Source organism: Edwardsiella piscicida, assembly GCF_021733145.1.
Classification (GTDB): Bacteria; Pseudomonadota; Gammaproteobacteria; order Enterobacterales; family Enterobacteriaceae; genus Edwardsiella; species Edwardsiella piscicida.
Genome location: NZ_CP090968.1, coordinates 3,324,430 through 3,339,165, shown reverse-complemented (window position 1 = coordinate 3,339,165; position 14,736 = coordinate 3,324,430). Strand labels below are relative to the sequence as shown.

Here is a 14,736-nt window from a genome sequence, read left to right as displayed (position 1 = left end):
AAGAGGGTGGAACATGATTGAGCAATTTTTCCGGCCGGACTCCGTAGAGCAGGCGTTGGAGCTTAAGCGCCGCTTTCAGGATCAGGCTGTTTACTTCGCCGGAGGAAGTAAATTAAACGCCACGCCCACGCGCACCGAGAAGACGGTGGCTATCTCCCTGAAAGGGCTGGGGTTGGATCGGGTCACCTGGCATGACGGGGCGCTGCACCTCGGCGCCCTGACGACGCTGCAGCAGCTGCGCGATACGGCGCGGCTGCCCCAGGCGCTGCAGGATGCGCTGGGCTTTGTCTATTCACGCCATCTGCGCAACCAGTCGACGCTGGGCGGCGAGCTGGCGGCCCGCCAGGCCGAATCGGTGCTGGCGCCGGTGCTGCTGGCGCTGGACGCCCGTCTGCAGAGCGCCGACGGCGCGGCGATCGCGCTGGAGGAGTATCTGGCTGCGCCGGACGATCGTCTGTTAACGGCGGTGATCATCGACGATCCCCTGCGCTGCTGCGCGACCCGTAAGGTGAGCCGTTCGGCGGCGGGCTGGTCGGTGGTGACGGCGGCCGTCGCGTTTCCGAGCGACGGGGGGCGGCGTATCGCCCTGGACGGCGTCGCCTCTCGCCCGCAGCGTCTGCGCGACGTGGAGGGGCTGGCCCTTGAGGGTGAGCCGCTGGCGCAGGCGGTCAGCGCTGCGATCGCGCCGAGCGCGGATCTGGGCGGCAGCGAAGCGTATAAGCGCTATATCGCGGGCGTAGTGGTGGCTGAACTGTTGGCGGACTGCCAGCAGATGAGGGAGGAAGCAAAATGACAATTCGCTTTACGCTGAACGGCACCCCGCGCACGCTGGCGTGTCAGCCGGGCGACAATGTGCAGCAGCTCTTGTTTGGACTCGGCATGCACTCTGTTCGCAACAGCGACGATGGATTCGGCTTTGCCGGCTCCGATGCCATTATCTTCGACGGGGTGGTGATCAACGCCTCCCTGCTGATCGCTGCCCAGCTGGAAGGGGCGGTGGTACGCACCGCCGAATCGCTCGGTGCCTGGAATCAGCTGAGCCCGGTGCAGCAGGCGATGGTCGACGTGGGCGTGGTGCAGTCCGGCTATAACGATCCGGCGGCGGCGCTGATCCTGACCGATCTGCTGGAGCGTATTCCGGCGCCGAGCCGTCAGGATATCGATGACGCCCTCTCCGGGCTGTTTAGCCGCGACGCCGGCTACCAGCAGTTTTACCAGGTGGTGGCGCTGGCGGCGGCGCGGATGCGCGATCCGCTGTATCAGATGGAGGTGGCGCCCGAGTTTCGCGACGATCTGAGCGTGGTCGGTAAAAACTGTCCGAAGGTGGATGCGGCCAAGATGGTGCAGGCCAAGCCCTGCTACGTCGAGGATCGCATCGCGGCGGACGCCTGCGTGATCAAGATGCTGCGCTGTCCCCATCCCCATGCGCTGATCGCCCGTCTGGACGTTAGCCGGGCCGAGGCGCTGCCGGGCGTGGTGCACGTCATCACCCATCTGAACTGCCCGGATGTTTATTACACCCCCGGCGGACAGAGTGCGCCGGAGCCGTCGCCGCTCGATCGCCGCATGTTTGGCAAGAAGATGCGCCACGTTGGCGACCGCGTCGCCGCCGTGGTGGCGGAGAGCGAGGCGATCGCCCTGGAAGCGTTGAAGCTGATCGAGGTGGAATACCAGATCCTGCGGCCGGTGATGTCCATCGACGAGGCGATGGCCGACGATGCGCCGCTGATCCACGACGAACCCATCGTGTACGTCAACGGGGCCCCGAGCGATCTGGAGGTGCAGAATCGGGGCTCGGCGCAGCGCGGCGAGCACATGATCATCAACTTCCCGATCGGGGCGCGCCCGCACGACAATATCGCCGCCAGCGTTCACGGCCGCATTGGGGACGTGGAGCAGGGCTTCGCGCAGGCGGATGTCGTCATCGAGCGCACCTACGAGTCAACCCAGGCTCAGCAGTGTCCGACCGAGCCGCACGTCTGCTACACCTATATGGATGGCGATCGTCTGGTGGTACATGCCTCGACCCAGGTACCGTGGCACGTGCGTCGCCAGGTGGCGCGCATCGTCGGGATGAAGCAGAACAAGGTCCACATCATCAAGGAGCGCGTCGGCGGCGGCTTCGGCTCCAAGCAGGATATCCTGCTGGAGGAGGTGTGCGCCTGGGCGACCTGCGTCACCGGGCGTCCGGTCTACTTCCGCTATACCCGTGAAGAGGAGTTTATCGCCAACACCTCGCGCCACGTAGCCAAGGTGAAGGTGAAGATCGGCGCGACCAAAGAGGGGCGTTTGACCGCCATCGACATGGACTTCCGCGCCAACACCGGCCCCTACGGCAACCATTCCCTGACGGTGCCGAGTAACGGTCCGGCGCTGTCGCTGCCGCTCTATCCCTGCGATAACGTCAATTTCCAGGTCACCACCTATTACAGCAATATCTGCCCGACCGGAGCTTATCAGGGCTACGGGGCGCCGAAGGGGAACTTTGCCCTGACCATGGCGCTGGCCGAGCTGGCCGATCAGCTGGGTATCGACCTGCTGGATATCATCGAGCTCAACCGGGTACATGAGGGACAGGAGCTGAAGATCCTGGGCGCCATCGGCGAAGGCAAGATGCCGACCTCGGTCCCCTCTGCCGCCAGCTGTGCGCTGGAGCCGATCCTGCGCAAGGGGCGTGAGCTGATCGACTGGGACGCACCGAAGCCGGCCGAGGGTGACTGGCGCATCGGGCGCGGGGTGGCGATCATCATGCAGAAGTCGGGCATTCCGGACATCGATCAGGCCAACTGCATGATTAAACTGGAGTCTGATGGCACCTTTATCGTGCACTCCGGCGGCGCCGACATCGGTACCGGCCTGGATACGGTGGTTAACAAGCTGGCGGCCGAGGTGCTGATGTGCCCGATGTCAGAGATCCATGTTATCTCCGGCGATACCGACCATGCGCTGTTTGATAAGGGGGCCTACGCGTCATCCGGCACCTGCTTCTCCGGTAACGCGGCCAAAAAGGCGGCGGAGAATCTGCGCGAGAAGATCCTGTTCCACGGCGCGCAGATGATCGGCGAGCCGCGGCAGGATGTCACCCTGGTCGCGCCGGGGATCGTGCGCGGCAAGCGTGGCGAGGTGAGCTATGCCGATATCGCCCACAAGGCGGAAACCGGCACCGGCTTCGGTACGCTGGTGGCAACGGCCAGCTATATTACGCCGGACTTTGCCTTCCCCTATGGAGCCAACTTTGCCGAGGTGGCGGTGAACGTGCGCACCGGCGAGATCCGGCTGGACAAGTTCTATGCCCTGCTGGACTGCGGCACCCCGGTGAACCCCGAGCTGGCGCTGGGTCAGATCTATGGCGCCACCATGCGCGCCATCGGCCACAGCATGAGCGAGGCGATCCGCTATGACCGCGAGGGGCGTCCGATCACCCGCGATCTGCGCACCTACGGCGCGCCGATGATCGGCGATATCCCGCGCGACTTCCGCGCCTTCCTGGTGCCGAGCGACGATCAGGTCGGCCCGTACGGCGCCAAGTCGATCTCTGAAATCGGGGTGAACGGCGCAGCACCGGCCATCGCGACTGCGATTCACGACGCCTGTGGGGTTTGGCTGCGCGAATGGCACTTTACACCGGAGAAAATACTGAACGCGTTAGGAAAACTGTAAGACCGCGTGCGGGCCGCTCCGGCGGGGCGGCCCTGCGCCAACGATTCAATTAGCCGTTGGATAATGAATATCTGAACTGCACAGCCACAGACGGAGTTAGGGGGAACACACCCTCAGGGGCGCCCCTTGCCGCGCGGCGGGAAAACCGGTAGGCGGATATTTATTAATTGGATCAGATGATCAAATTTACCAAGGAGTAAAGGGATGTCTGATATACCGCGTGCTGGATCCGATCTTATTTATCAGCTAGAGGATAAACCGCCCTTTCACCAGCTCATGGTGGGTGCGGTGACTCACCTGCTGGCGATTTTTGTCCCCATGGTGGCACCGGCGCTGATCGTCGGTACCGCGCTGGGCCTCTCCACCGAAATCACCGCCTATCTGGTCTCCATGGCGATGATCGCCTCCGGCGTCGGCACCTGGCTGCAGGTGAACCGCTATGGCTGCGTCGGCTCCGGCCTGCTGTCGATTCAGTCGGTGAACTTCTCCTTTGTTACCGTGATGATCGCCCTGGGCGGCGCCATGAAACACGATGGCCTGCATGAGGAGCTGATCATATCGACCCTGCTGGGGGTCTCCTTTGTCGGCGCCTTCCTGGTCGTGGGGGCCTCGTTTATCCTGCCCTACCTGCGCCGGGTGATCACCCCGACGGTGAGTGGGGTGGTGGTGCTGATGATCGGCCTGAGCCTGATCAAGGTCGGCATCATCGACTTCGGCGGCGGCTTCGCCGCCAAGAGCAGCGGTACGTTCGGCAACTATGAAAACATCGGCGTCGGCCTGCTGGTGCTGCTGGTGGTTATCGGCTTTAACTGTGCGCGTCACCCCTTGCTGCGCATGGGCGGCATCGCCATCGGGCTTATCGTTGGCTATATCGTGGCGCTGTGCCTGGGGATGGTGGACTTCAGCGCCCTGCGCGACCTGCCGCTGGTGACCGTGCCGGTTCCCTTTAAGTATGGTTTTACCTTTGATATGCACGCCTTCCTGGTGGCCGGCACCATCTATCTGCTCAGCGTGCTGGAGGCTGTGGGGGATATCACCGCGACGGCGATGGTCTCGAATCGCCCCATCGAAGGGCCGGAGTATCAGTCGCGTCTGAGCGGCGGCGTGCTGGCCGATGGGCTGGTGTCGGTCATCGCCTCTGCCCTGGGGTCGCTGCCGCTGACCACCTTTGCCCAGAATAACGGGGTGATCCAGATGACCGGCGTGGCCTCGCGCTATGTCGGTCGGGCGATCGCCGTGATGCTGGTGCTGCTGGGGCTGTTTCCGGTCATCGGGCGCTTTTTTACCACCATTCCGGCCCCGGTGCTGGGCGGCGCGATGACGCTGATGTTCTCGATGATCGCCATCGCCGGGATCCGCATCATTATTTCCAACGGCCTGCGTCGTCGCGAGACCATCATCGTCGCCACCTCCCTTGGGCTGGGGCTAGGCGTCTCGTACGATCCGGCCGTATTCCGGGTCTTGCCGGATTCGCTGTATGTCCTGGTAGAGAACCCCATTTGCGCCGGCGGTCTGACGGCTATCATCCTGAATTTGTTGATCCCGATGCGGAAAAAGGCCGAGGTTCGCGAAGAGAGGGATACGGTGGCCGAGTCGTTACGCGGCGAAGAAGAGATGGATTGAGTCGATGTCTTGGCTGATTAGGAGCTAATCATGGTTTGTGAACATACCCTCAAGGCAGTACGCGGCAGCATTCTGGATGTCACCCGGACGGTAACCGATCCGCAGGAGGTCGAGTCCGCGCTGCGCTTTATTGAGGACGGGCTACTGTTGATCCGTAACGGCAAAGTGGACTGGTGCGGCAGCTGGGAAGAGGGGCGGGAGCGTATTCCCGAATCGATCCGGGTGCGGGACTACCGCGGCAAGCTGATCGTGCCCGGCTTTGTCGATACCCATATTCACTATCCGCAGAGCGAGATGGTCGGGGCTTATGGCGAACAGCTGTTGGAGTGGCTGAACAAGCACACCTTCCCCACCGAGCGGCGCTATAACGATCTCGATTACGCCCGCGAAATGTCTAACTTTTTCCTGAAGCAGCTGCTGCGTAACGGCACTACCACCGCCCTGGTGTTCGGCACCGTGCATCCGGAGTCGGTGGATGCACTGTTTGAGGCCGCCAGCCATATCAACATGCGCATGATCGCCGGCAAGGTGATGATGGATCGCAATGCGCCGGACTATCTGTTGGACGATGCACAGAGCAGCTACGAACAGAGCAAGGCGCTGATCGAGCGCTGGCACAAGAATGGCCGCCTGCTGTACGCGGTGACGCCGCGCTTTGCGCCGACCTCCAGCCCGGAGCAGCTGGCGATGGCCCAGCGCCTGCGCGAAGAGTACCCCGACACCTATCTGCATACCCACCTATGTGAAAACCGCGACGAGATCGCCTGGGTCAAGTCGCTGTACCCGCACCATGACGGCTATCTGGATGTGTATCACCAGTACGGCTTGACCGGTAAGAACTGCGTGTTCGCCCACTGTATCCACCTAGAGGAAAAAGAGTGGGACTGCCTGAGCGATACCGGTTCCTCGATCGCCTTCTGCCCAACCTCTAATCTGTACCTCGGCAGCGGCCTGTTTAACCTGCAGAAGGCCTGGCGTAAGCGGGTGAAGGTGGGGATGGGCACCGACATCGGCGCCGGAACCACCTTTAACATGCTGCAGACGCTGAACGAGGCCTACAAGGTGATGCAGCTGCAGGGCTGCCGCCTGTCCGCCTATGAGGCGTTCTACCTGGCAACCCTGGGCGGCGCGGCCTCTCTGGGGCTGGACGATCGCATCGGTAACTTCCTGGTCGGTAAAGAGGCCGACTTTGTGGTGCTGGAGCCGACGGCGACGCCGCTGCAACAGCTGCGCTATGACAACTCGGTCTCTTTGGTGGATAAGCTGTTTGTCACCATGACACTGGGCGACGATCGCACCATATATCGTACCTATGTCGATGGTCGTTTAGTGTACGAACGAACGTAAAATGTCGCGTTTGTGGGTTGAAATGACGAGGTATTAGGCCAGATAATCGTTTGCCTTTTACTCCCGGCCCATTTTTACCCGAATTTGGTCGCAGGATGTAGTGGCAGGGAGTAGCGGCTGCCCACGGGGGCAGCCGAATGGGGCGGAGGGCAGACACAGCATTATTGGCCGCTCTGCAATAACAGACGTAATCGATTACGTTACAGAAAAGTTTTTTAAATCACTCAGAGGACATCATCATGTCTAGCGATTCTTCTCAGGTATCAGCGGCAGGGAAGTCACGGGGATCACTCGATACATTTTTTAAGATCTCGGTGCGTGGTAGCAGCGTGCGCCAGGAAGTGCTCGCCGGTTTAACGACGTTTTTGGCGATGGTTTATTCGGTGATCGTGGTACCGGGCATGCTGGGTAAGGCTGGGTTTCCGCCGAGCGCGGTGTTTGTGGCGACCTGTCTGGTGGCCGGCTGCGGCTCTTTACTGATGGGGCTGTGGGCCAACCTGCCGATGGCGATTGGCTGCGCTATCTCCCTCACCGCGTTTACCGCCTTCAGCCTGGTGCTGGGGCAGCAGATCAGCGTGCCGGTGGCGCTGGGCGCCGTATTCCTGATGGGTATTCTGTTTACCGCCATCTCGGTGACCGGGATTCGAACCTGGATCCTGCGTAATCTGCCGATGGGGATCGCCCACGGTACCGGTATCGGTATCGGCCTGTTCCTGCTGCTGATCGCCGCCAACGGCGTCGGCCTAGTGGTGAAAAACCCGCTGGAGGGGCTGCCGGTAGCGTTGGGCGCCTTTACCTCGTTCCCTGTGATGATGTCCCTGCTGGGGCTGGCGGTGATCTTCGGTCTGGAAAAGCTGAAGGTGCCGGGCGGCATTCTGCTGGTGATTATCGGTATCTCCATCGTCGGCCTGATCTTTGATCCCAGCGTGAAGTACCACGGTCTGGTGGCGATGCCGAGCCTGGCCGGCGCCGACGGCCAGTCCCTGATCTTTAGCCTGGACATCATGGGCGCCCTGCAGCCGGTGGTGCTGCCCAGCGTGCTGGCTCTGGTGATGACCGCCGTGTTTGACGCCACCGGGACCATCCGCGCGGTCGCTGGTCAGGCGAACCTGCTGGACAAAGATGGTCAGATCATCAGCGGCGGCAAGGCGCTGACCGCGGACTCCGTCAGCTCGATCTTCTCCGGTCTGGTCGGCGCGGCGCCGGCGGCGGTGTATATCGAGTCTGCCGCCGGTACCGCGGCCGGTGGGAAAACCGGTCTGACCGCCGTGGTGGTCGGGGTCCTGTTCCTGCTGATCCTGTTCCTCTCGCCGCTCTCTTATCTGGTTCCGGGCTACGCGACGGCGCCGGCGCTGATGTATGTCGGTCTGCTGATGCTGAGCAACGTCGCCAAGCTGGACTTCGACGACTTCGTCGATGCGATGTCCGGTCTGGTGTGCGCGGTGTTTATCGTGCTGACCTGTAACATCGTGACCGGCATCATGCTCGGCTTTAGCACCCTGGTGATCGGCCGCGTGTGCTCCAAAGAGTGGAACCGTCTGAACATCGGTACCGTGGTGATCGCGGTGGTGCTGGTGGCGTTTTACGCCGGTGGCTGGGCGATTTAAGCGACGTTACTCTCCCCCTGTGGAAAAGCGCCTGTGGGCGCTTTTCTGCTGTCTGGGCGACGCGAATATCAACGGCGGCGCTACCGCAGTGCATTTTCAGTGTTATCTCTGTCCTCCAGGGTAGATTTCTCTTCGGCTCAAAATTCATAAGATGATATTTTGTAAAGCGTTGCGTTAGTCCTGTTGGCCCTGTTGGCATTGAGTCTGAAAGAACATGGAAATATTCTTCACAATCCTGATCCTGATTTTGGTGGTATCGCTCTCCGGCGTGGTAACTCGCCTGCTGCCGTTTCAAATCCCGCTGCCGCTGATGCAGATCGCCATCGGGGCGCTGCTGGCCTGGCCCCACTTTGGCCTGCACGTGGATTTTGACCCCGAACTGTTCCTGGTGCTGTTTATTCCGCCGCTGCTGTTTGCCGACGGTTGGAAAACCCCGACGCGGGAGTTTTTGCACCACGGTAGGGAGATCCTGGGGCTGGCGCTGGTGCTGGTGCTGATCACCGTGGTTGGCGTCGGCTACTTTCTGCACCTGCTGCTGCCGGAGGTCCCGCTGGTGGCGGCCTTTGCGCTGGCCGCCGTGCTGTCGCCCACCGACGCCGTAGCGCTCGGCGGTATCGTCGGCCAGGGGCGGATCCCCAAGAGCATCATGGGGGTGCTGGAGGGGGAGGCGCTGATGAACGACGCCTCCGGCCTGGTCTCCCTGAAGTTTGCTATCGCGGTGGCGATGGGCACTATGGTGTTTACCGTCTCCGGCGCGACGCTGGAGTTTCTGAAGGTGGCGCTGGGCGGCCTGTTGACCGGCGCGGCGGTCACCTGGCTGTACAGTAAGTCCCTGCGGGTGATGAGTCGCTGGGCGGGAGATGATCCGGCGACCCAGATCGTCCTTCTGATGCTGCTGCCGTTCGCCAGCTATTTGATCGCGGAGCATATCGGCGTCTCCGGTATTCTGGCGGCGGTGGCGGCGGGGATGACCATCAGTCAGTCCGGGGTGATCCGCAACGCGCCGCTGACGATGCGCCTGCGCGCCAACAGCGTGTGGGCGATGCTGGAATTCGTGTTCAACGGCATGGTGTTTATCATGCTGGGTCTGCAGCTGCCGGGGATCCTGGAGAACTCGATTATCCAGGCCGATCGCGATCCCAATATCGAAACCTGGTATCTGTTCGCCGACGTGGTGCTGGTGTATGCGCTGCTGCTGGCGCTGCGTTTCCTGTGGCTATGGGGGATGAAGCGCATCAGCCTGCGCTTCTTTAAGCACAATCCGCTGCAGTTCGCCGCCTACGGCATGCGCGATCTGTGGATTGCCTCGTTTGCCGGGGTCCGCGGAGCCATCACGCTGGCCGGTGTGCTCTCTATCCCCCTGTTTCTGACCGACGGTACGCCGTTCCCCGGTCGCTATCAGTTGGTGTTTCTGGCCGCCGGGGTGATTCTGTTTTCCCTGCTGGTGGGGGTGGTGGCGCTGCCGCTGCTGCTGCGCGGCGTCGAGATCACCGACGGCGTGGCCTACCGCGATGAGGAGCTGATGGCGAAGTCCGTCAGCGCCGAGGTGGCCATTGAGAGCCTGAAGAAGATGCAGGAGCGCCTTGAGGCCGACACCGAGGAGAACATCGATCCGCAGCTGCTGACCGAGGTCAGCTCGCGGGTCATCGGCAGTCTGCGGCGGCGGGTGATGACCAAGGAGAACGCCGACGAAATCCTTGAGGTGGAGAATCTGGAGCGTCGTTTCCGTCTGACGGCGCTGCGCGCCGAACGCGGCGAGCTGTATCACCTGCGCGCCACCCAGAAGATCAGTAACGAGACGCTGCAGAAGATGCTGCACGATTTGGATCTGCTGGAGGCGCTGCTGGTCGAAAAAAACTAAGGGCTAGCGCTGAGTCTTCCCGCCCTGGACGCCGTGCGTCCGGGGCTAATGAGATGCTCACCCCCACCCTGTGAGCGGTACGCTGACAGGGTGTTTTTTGTCTCTCGTCCCCGGTGAGCGCGGGGGGCCTTGATGCTATGCCGTCGCCGGCGGCTCTTTGCCGCGCAGGGTCAGGCGCTCGGGGTGCATTTCTCCCTCTGGCCAGAACGCGCGGCAGCGGGCGATCCACGCCTGAGCGCTGTGCGACAGATAGCGGCCATGGCACCAGATAAGCCCCAGCCGCCACATGAGCGCCGGCGCGAGCGGCAGCCACAGCAGGCTGTGTGGATCCAGTCGCTGACAGATCGGCTGCGGCAGGATGGCGATACCCACCCCGGCCTGTACCATGGCGGCCAGAAAGTCCCACTGGCCGCTGCGCACCGCGATTTGCGGCTTCACGCCGGCGGCAGAAAAGGCCTGCATTAGCTGCTGATAGAGGGCGAAGTCCTCGTTGTACAGCAGGATGTTTTGCTGGGCCAGATCGGCCATGCTTAGGGTAGAGCGGGTCAGCCAGGGCGCCTGGCGCGGCAGCAGCACATACAGCGGGTGGCTGAACAGCGGCAGCGAGGCGATGGCCGGATCGGGCTGGGCAGAGAGGGCGGTGAGCGCCAGATCCAGCTCGCCGGAGAGCACCGCCTGCTCGACGGTCAGCCCGCCGAACTCGGCGATGTGCAGCTCAATCCCCGGGTAGCGCTGGCGAAATTCGCCGATCAGGCCGGCCATTTGAGTACCGACCATCGGCGGAATGCCCAGCTTTAGGCTCCCCTTTTTCAGGGTGCCCAGGTCATCCAGCTCGGTTCTCAGCTGGCCAAACTGATCGAGGATCGTTTGCGCTCGCTGATAGACCACGCCACCGCTGTCGGTCAAGCGCAGGCCGCGCCCCTCGCGGATCAGCAGGGTGCACCCCAGCTCCTCCTCCAGATTACGCAGCATTTTGCTGATGGTCGGCTGGGTGACAAACAGCTTCTCCGCCGCGCGGGTGAAGCTCTGTTGGCGCACCACCTCAACAAAGTAACGTAACGTTCTCACGTCCATGCAGGACTCCGCTTTACAGGGTAGGTATGCCATTTATCAATGATGGCAATAATTTTAATTCATTTTAGTCCTGGGATCCTCTTTGCCTATACTGTGCTCCCTATCACATTAATCCCCTTCTGAGGTTTGTATGTCTCTGGCGTTGCGCCCCGTTATGGCGCACCTGCGCACCCACGCCCGGGTGCCGATGCAGGTGGCGCTGTATGCGCTGCTGTTTCTCTTTTCCCAATGGCTGGTCAGCCGTTTTTCCCTGCCGCTACCGGCCAATATCGTCGGTATGCTGCTGCTGTTGGCGCTGATCGCGCTGCGCATTTTGCCGCTGGCGTGGGTGAAGGCGGGTTCCCGCTGGCTGCTGGCCGAGATGCTGCTGTTTTTTGTCCCGGCGGTGGTGGCGGTGGTGAACTACGCCTCGCTGCTGATGGTGGAGGGGTGGCGTATCGTGGGGGTGATCGCCCTGAGCACCCTGTTAACGCTGGGGATGACGGCGCTGGTGGTGGATAGGATCTACCGGCTGGAGCTGTGGCTACAGCGGCGTCGCGCTGGGATGGTGCGCTGATGAACGGTCTGTGGATCGGCATGCTGTGTCTGGCGGTGACGCTGGCGCTCTACTTCGCCAATAAACGGCTGTACCGCCGGGTTCACCGTATCTGGCTGATGCCGCTGGTGCTGACGCCGCTGCTGTTGGTCGCGCTGCTGCTGATCGGGCATATCTCCTACCGTGAGTACATGGGAGAGAACCACTGGCTGCTGTGGTTGTTGGGACCGGCGACCATCGCCTTTGCCGTGCCGGTGTATGAGAACCTGGCGATTATCCGCCGTCACTGGCTGTCGCTGACGGCCGGCGTACTGACCTCGACGCTGGTGGCGGTGCTCAGCTCGGTGTGGCTGGCGCGGCTGCTGACCCTGCCAGAAAGCATTCAGCGCAGTCTGGCGGTGCGCTCGATTACCACGCCGTTCGCCATTGAGGCGGCCAAGCGCCTGGGGGGACAGCCGGATCTGGTGGCGCTGTTTGTGGTGCTTACCGGGGTATTTGGTATGGCGGTGGGAGACATGCTGCTGCTGCGTCTCTCCGTGCGCAGCGGCATGGCCAAGGGCGCCGGACTCGGCGCATCGTCCCACGGCGCCGGGACGGCCAAGGCCTATGAGATGGGACAGACCGAAGGCGTCGTCTCCAGCCTGGTCATGATGCTGGCCGGCGTGGTGACGGTACTGCTTTCGCCGCTGATCGGCCGCCTGCTGTGGTAGGGGCGGCGGACCCCGTCAGCGGTGCGGCGCTCAGGGAAACATCTGCGCCAGATAGTGATTCAAACGTTCGCGCGAGGTAAAGCCGTGGGGAACGCCGATAAAAGCCGGTGACGCGGCGTCGGGATCGGGCGGAAAGCGGACGTAGGCCGGGCTGCTGCGCTGGGCGGCAGAGGGCTGGGCAAAGCGTAGGCTGCGCTGAGCCAGCGCCGGGTGGATCAGCAGCGCGGTTCGCCCGAGCCGCACCTCGCGATTGACGTACACATAGTGCTCTCCCTTGTGAAAACCATAGGCCTGATCGCTGACTGAATCGCGGGTAAATCCGGCGTGCTGCAGAACCTGCGCGACCTCATCGGGACGTAAATACATCGTTATTCTCCCTGTTTATTGCTGTCCTATGACCTTAACGGATAGGCCGTACGTCACAAGCGGACTTTTCTGGAACGCCTGCGATCCACGGCGATCGCCGGTAAAACACGGGGCACTGAGCCAGCGATCGGGCGCTGAGCGGTGACGGGTGGGGCGCGGGGCTATGCGGGCGCGCGGCGGCGCCCGCGCCCACGTAGGCTCAGGGGAAGATGGTGAACGGTGAGCAGACGAACTGCTGGTTGCCGATGGTCATGTTATAGCGATCGGTGCCCGGTACGCCGGTCTGCATCTTGATCCCAAAACGGATGGTAATGTGCGCCGGATCCGGCGTGAAGCGGCCGCTGGCCTCGTCATAGCGCGACAGGGTATAGGCCACCTTGTCGGACATATCCTCGGTGCGCTTGGCCAAATAGATCTGGGTCAGGTTATTCGACGGATCGGTGATTTTCAGCGCCATCATGTTATCGCTGTTGATGGCGGTAGACAGCACTTTCAGCCCGCCGCAGTTCGTTTCACCCACGGCCGGATAGGGGCCGATCATCTCCGCCGCCTGCGCGATACCTGAAAAGGAAGCCACCGTCAGTAAAGCCATACAAGTTTTTTTCATCATCGTCATGTTTGCCTGATGTGATAAAGGACGTCATGTCGTCAAAATGCAGCCGGGGCAGCGACGCCCCATGGCAGCCGAAAAGCGCCGCCAACGTCATCCGTGGCGAAGCAAAAAGCATCTCCTAGTGTATAAATACGCGCCGTGGCGTCTACGGGGGCAATGCAAAAATTTATGACAACGGCGGGCGGCGGTGGTTCCGTCTATCCGCCGCGCCGGGCGGTGAGTGTCAAGCAGGGTCAGGGCGAGAAATATTTATTTGCCAAAAAAGGGCGTTGGGGGCGGCGCGTTGGCGTAGGATCGCGCTATTGCGCCGGCGGAGGCCGATCGCCGGTCGGGCTACAGAGGAGTATATGATGCCTGATGCCATGAATATTCGCCGCCTGACGTTCGACGTCGATAAAGCGATGTCGCAGCCCACGATCCTGGAGATAGCCCAGGCCATTCACGGCTGTCCGGGCGTGAGCGCCTTTAATATTACGGTGAGCGATATCGATATCGAAACCGTTGGTATGGACATAACCATCGTCGGGAACTACCTCGATCACGATCGGTTGGTCGAGGCGATGGAGAATACCGGCGCCGCGGTGCACAGCGTCGATCAGATCGTCTGCGGCAGCGATATCGTTGAGCGTATCGCGCGGGTGCGCTGAGTATGCGCCTGCTGCGGCGGGAGAATCGGAACTACAACCTGGTCGCCCTGCTGGGCGGCGCGGTCTCCGGCACCCTGACGGCCGCGCTGCTCTCCCTGGGTACCCTGTGCGCCGGACGGGCGTTGCCCGCCTGGCCGACGCTGATGGCCATCGGGATCATCAGCGCCCTTTCCAGCGCCTTTGCCTTTTTGCTGTCGCACTATGCCGGTCTGCGCGACAGTCTGCTGCACGCCGAGCACCAGCTAAACCTGACGGTCTCCGGGCGGCTGGCCAGCGGCATCCTGGGGCGCAAGATCCTGCGCCAGACCCTGCTGGCCACCCTGTATGCCGCGGTGTGCTACCTGCTGTTTTTCAGCCTGCCGTTCCTGATCGCCAGGCCGTTCCCGGCGCTGACGTGGCTGCCGGGCGCCGTGACCCTGCTGCTGATCGCGGTGATCTCCGCGGCGCTATCGCGGGTGATGCAGTCGCGTCTGTCGGCCACGCTGGGGCTGGTGCTGTCCGGCTTTGCCCTGTGCGTCCTGATTGGGACGCTGCTGCGCTACCGCTAGGGCGCGCGGCGCCGTCAACGATACCGCCGCCACCGTCGTTTCCGCGCAGCGGCTCAGCGCCAGTCTACCGGCGTCGGCGTTTCAGCGCGGGCGCGCATGACCGCATCCTGTTCGATGCGGCCTCGATAGTCGCCCAGCGCGCGCT

General features: G+C 62.3%; 13 protein-coding genes. 10 read left to right on the top strand and 3 right to left on the bottom strand.

The window, feature by feature from the left end; translation table 11 throughout:
- Positions 1–13 precede the first annotated feature (13 nt).
- The 6 genes from ygfM to L1P05_RS15140 all read left to right on the top strand — a co-directional run bounded on the left by ygfM (position 14) and on the right by L1P05_RS15140 (position 10,098).
- Complete coding sequence (gene ygfM, locus L1P05_RS15165) at positions 14–793, top strand: molybdopterin-dependent oxidoreductase FAD-binding subunit (protein ID WP_012849977.1); 780 nt, start codon at positions 14–16, stop codon at positions 791–793.
- On the top strand, positions 790–3,660 hold the full coding sequence (locus tag L1P05_RS15160; protein WP_012849976.1) for a molybdopterin-dependent oxidoreductase Mo/Fe-S-binding subunit: 2,871 nt from the start codon (positions 790–792) through the stop codon (positions 3,658–3,660). Before ygfM ends, L1P05_RS15160 begins: the two co-directional genes overlap by 4 nt.
- Before the next feature lie 204 nt (positions 3,661–3,864).
- Positions 3,865–5,283, top strand: coding sequence for a nucleobase:cation symporter-2 family protein (locus tag L1P05_RS15155; protein WP_012849975.1), 1,419 nt, complete (start codon positions 3,865–3,867; stop codon positions 5,281–5,283).
- Between the two features lie 30 nt (positions 5,284–5,313).
- Positions 5,314–6,630 carry a guanine deaminase gene (guaD, locus tag L1P05_RS15150; RefSeq protein ID WP_012849974.1) on the top strand — a complete coding sequence of 439 codons (1,317 nt, stop codon included), beginning with the start codon at positions 5,314–5,316 and terminating at the stop codon, positions 6,628–6,630.
- 239 nt (positions 6,631–6,869) lie between these two features.
- Positions 6,870–8,237: an NCS2 family permease gene (locus L1P05_RS15145; protein ID WP_015462390.1), complete on the top strand. Its 1,368-nt coding sequence runs from the start codon at positions 6,870–6,872 to the stop codon at positions 8,235–8,237.
- A gap of 214 nt (positions 8,238–8,451) precedes the next feature.
- A complete protein-coding gene (locus L1P05_RS15140; RefSeq protein ID WP_012849972.1) occupies positions 8,452–10,098 on the top strand; it encodes a Na+/H+ antiporter in 1,647 nt (548 codons plus the stop codon).
- A gap of 135 nt (positions 10,099–10,233) precedes the next feature.
- Here the strand turns inward: L1P05_RS15140 and L1P05_RS15135 are convergent, their stop codons facing one another.
- Complete coding sequence (locus L1P05_RS15135) at positions 10,234–11,172, bottom strand: LysR family transcriptional regulator (RefSeq protein ID WP_012849971.1); 939 nt, start codon at positions 11,170–11,172, stop codon at positions 10,234–10,236.
- 130 nt (positions 11,173–11,302) lie between these two features.
- Here L1P05_RS15135 and L1P05_RS15130 point away from each other — a divergent pair, with 130 nt between their 5' ends.
- Both L1P05_RS15130 and L1P05_RS15125 read left to right on the top strand, forming a co-directional pair.
- Entirely contained in the window at positions 11,303–11,728 is a 426-nt protein-coding gene (locus L1P05_RS15130; RefSeq protein ID WP_012849970.1) for a CidA/LrgA family protein, read from the top strand.
- Entirely contained in the window at positions 11,728–12,417 is a 690-nt protein-coding gene (locus L1P05_RS15125) for an LrgB family protein (protein ID WP_012849969.1), read from the top strand. Before L1P05_RS15130 ends, L1P05_RS15125 begins: the two co-directional genes overlap by 1 nt.
- A gap of 30 nt (positions 12,418–12,447) precedes the next feature.
- On the opposite strand, the gene L1P05_RS15120 is transcribed toward L1P05_RS15125, so the two are convergent.
- Both L1P05_RS15120 and L1P05_RS15115 read right to left on the bottom strand, forming a co-directional pair.
- On the bottom strand, positions 12,448–12,783 hold the full coding sequence (locus tag L1P05_RS15120) for a DUF2002 family protein (RefSeq protein ID WP_012849968.1): 336 nt from the start codon (positions 12,781–12,783) through the stop codon (positions 12,448–12,450).
- Between the two features lie 199 nt (positions 12,784–12,982).
- Entirely contained in the window at positions 12,983–13,375 is a 393-nt protein-coding gene (locus L1P05_RS15115; RefSeq protein ID WP_225857363.1) for a hypothetical protein, read from the bottom strand.
- A 368-nt stretch (positions 13,376–13,743) separates the two neighbouring features.
- On the opposite strand from L1P05_RS15115, the gene L1P05_RS15110 reads away from it, so the two are divergent.
- Complete coding sequence (locus L1P05_RS15110; protein ID WP_225857362.1) at positions 13,744–14,043, top strand: DUF211 domain-containing protein; 300 nt, start codon at positions 13,744–13,746, stop codon at positions 14,041–14,043.
- Between the two features lie 2 nt (positions 14,044–14,045).
- Positions 14,046–14,591 (top strand): hypothetical protein, encoded by a 546-nt coding sequence (locus L1P05_RS15105; RefSeq protein ID WP_012849964.1) that lies wholly within the window; start codon positions 14,046–14,048, stop codon positions 14,589–14,591.
- Positions 14,592–14,736 lie beyond the last annotated feature (145 nt).